This window comes from Rhizobium sp. SEMIA 4085 (assembly GCF_013004495.1).
GTDB lineage: Bacteria > Pseudomonadota > Alphaproteobacteria > Rhizobiales > Rhizobiaceae > Rhizobium > Rhizobium gallicum.
This window is the reverse complement of sequence record NZ_JABEPH010000598.1, coordinates 1-2146: the sequence shown is the minus strand read 5'-3', so window position 1 is coordinate 2146 and position 2146 is coordinate 1. Positions and strand designations below refer to the sequence as shown.

Sequence of the window (2146 nt, the reverse complement as noted above, 5' to 3'; positions counted from 1 at the left end):
CTCGACAAGTCGTTTGGTAGCATTCTTCCATGTGGCGATAGTGGCAGTTGTGCATTGCGCTCGACGTGCTTCCGGGCCAGTGGGAATTACTCAGCCGCCCTTTCATGCGTGGTCTATCCCGAACGCACTCCCCAAGACATGGGAAATGGTCGCGCTCGTCGCCTCTTCAGTCGTCCGACTTCTCAAGCGAGTAGCCGACCGACCGGATGGTGCGGATTGTGAGAGTGGCCGTTTTTAGCGTCTTTCTAAGTCGGCTAATATGGACGTCGACGGTGCGTTCGCCGACATGGATATTCTGCGGCCAGGCCGCACCGATCAGCTCGTCTCGGCTAAAGACCTTGCCGGGGTTCTTTAGAAGATGCCGCAGAAGGTTGAACTCGATCGGTCCGAGATGGATCTCATGGTCCTTGTGGTGAACCCGGTGGGTATCGAGCCTCATCTCAACGTCTCCACAGCCGAGCGAGCTGCCGCTTTCAACTTCGTTAATTGATGGCTGCCCCGGCGTTAGCTTTACTCGCAGGTAGTCGACCAGCTTCGCTGGCGCGATAGGACGCACAAAGCTCTCGTCGACGCCGGCCCTCCAGAGATCAAGGTGGTCGCTTTCCGCACCGGGCGAGATCGGCGCAACCACAAGCAGAAGGCCGGTCCGGGGCTCCTCTTTAAGTCGGGCGCAAATTGTAGGCCCAGCTGCGCTTGCCGGCTGGCAATCCAGCACCACGGTCTGTAGCTCCCGTTCGCCGGCTAACGCGAGCGCCTCCTCCACGCCGCCGGCCAGCTCAATCGTGAAGCCGTCGACCGCCAGGATGTGACTGAAGACTAGATAGAAGTCAACGTCTTGCGAACAGATCAGAACTCGTGGCTTCATCAGCGCTACCCCTGCTCCATTCCCAGCGGCGCCTCCCCGGCCAGCACCCTGCGGAACCGAGGCGCGGCGCAGTTCTAATCGTCTGCGTACGGGCGCGACGTACTGAAGGGTTTCAAAACTCGTGCCAAATTGGCTGATCGCGTTAACAGAAAATTTTATCGTTGGGCTTCAAACGTTTACCCAGATGCAACATAAGAGATCGGCCCAATTTGCCTTTGTCGCGCATCCGACAAGCTGACAGCGGGTGTTGAAGGGCGTCAATCGGCTGGATATCAGCAAGGAATGTTCTCTGACGCATAGGATTTGAGAGGCCTTGCGATCAGCTCGCTGAGCGGTGCCGATCCCAGAGCCATGTTAAAGCCGACCCGGCTCGCTGTTTAGAATACGTTGCAAGTTGAAAGGTAATTTAAACGTATCGCTCAGAATCGCTGGCACGACAGCTTCGGTTTCGATCGGGTTTCTGCCCCATGCAACCGCACCTCAGTGGCCGCTCCGCCATTTCAATGAACCTTTACGCGCCTCACACACTTGAGCTCGCCGATGCTCGCTCGAGAGAAATGGATCGGCATCGTTGCGATTACCGACAGAGAGCTCCCGATTTGTATCCCGTTACGTCATTCATCCAAATTTACAGAACCTTTACAAATGCAAGTCGCTGACAATGGTATGTTCTCCGCGAAGCCTGTCGCCAGCGACGGCTAAATTGACGCCCACTCACGGTCGGATCGCCGCACAGCATGCAACGGAGGGTCAATCGCAATGCCAAGAAGAGCGCTCGTGTTGGTCGAAGGTCACAAAAGTAATGGTCCGCTTTACGTCCGCGCGGCCCAGCGTCTTGGTCTTCACCCAATTACCCTATCGGCTGATCCAGCTCAGTACGACTACCTTGCGGCGGAGGGGATTGAGGCAATCCAGGTCGATACTAGCAATCTCGATTTGCTGATCCACGAATGCACCCAGCTGGGTGCGACCTATGGCATTGTTGGCATTACGGGTTTTACGGGGATCGAGGAGTCGCCCTATGTGATCGTCGCCAAGCTCTGCCGGTACTTTAACCTACCGGGACCGAACCCCACATCCATTGAACGATGTTGCGACAAATTCGCTCAACGTCAGTTCCTCGCAGAGGCCGGCGTTCCAATACCTGCCTATCGCCTAGCGTCTGATACGACCGAAGTAAAAAACTCTGCTGCGGAGATTGGCCTACCAGTGGTCGTTAAGCCGGCCGAAGGCAGCGGTAGCAGCGGTGTCCGATTGTGCCGCGATGTCGAGGAGTTAGAC

General features: G+C 56.6%; 2 protein-coding genes. One reads left to right on the top strand and one right to left on the bottom strand.

What is annotated here, in order from left to right; all coding sequences use genetic code 11:
* Positions 1-166: 166 nt before the first annotated feature.
* A complete protein-coding gene (locus C9413_RS31475) occupies positions 167-865 on the bottom strand; it encodes a response regulator transcription factor (RefSeq protein WP_040114285.1) in 699 nt (232 codons plus the stop codon).
* A gap of 759 nt (positions 866-1624) precedes the next feature.
* Here C9413_RS31475 and C9413_RS31470 point away from each other — a divergent pair.
* Positions 1625-2146: ATP-grasp domain-containing protein (locus C9413_RS31470; RefSeq protein ID WP_170251445.1), on the top strand; the 522-nt coding region annotated here is incomplete at its 3' end.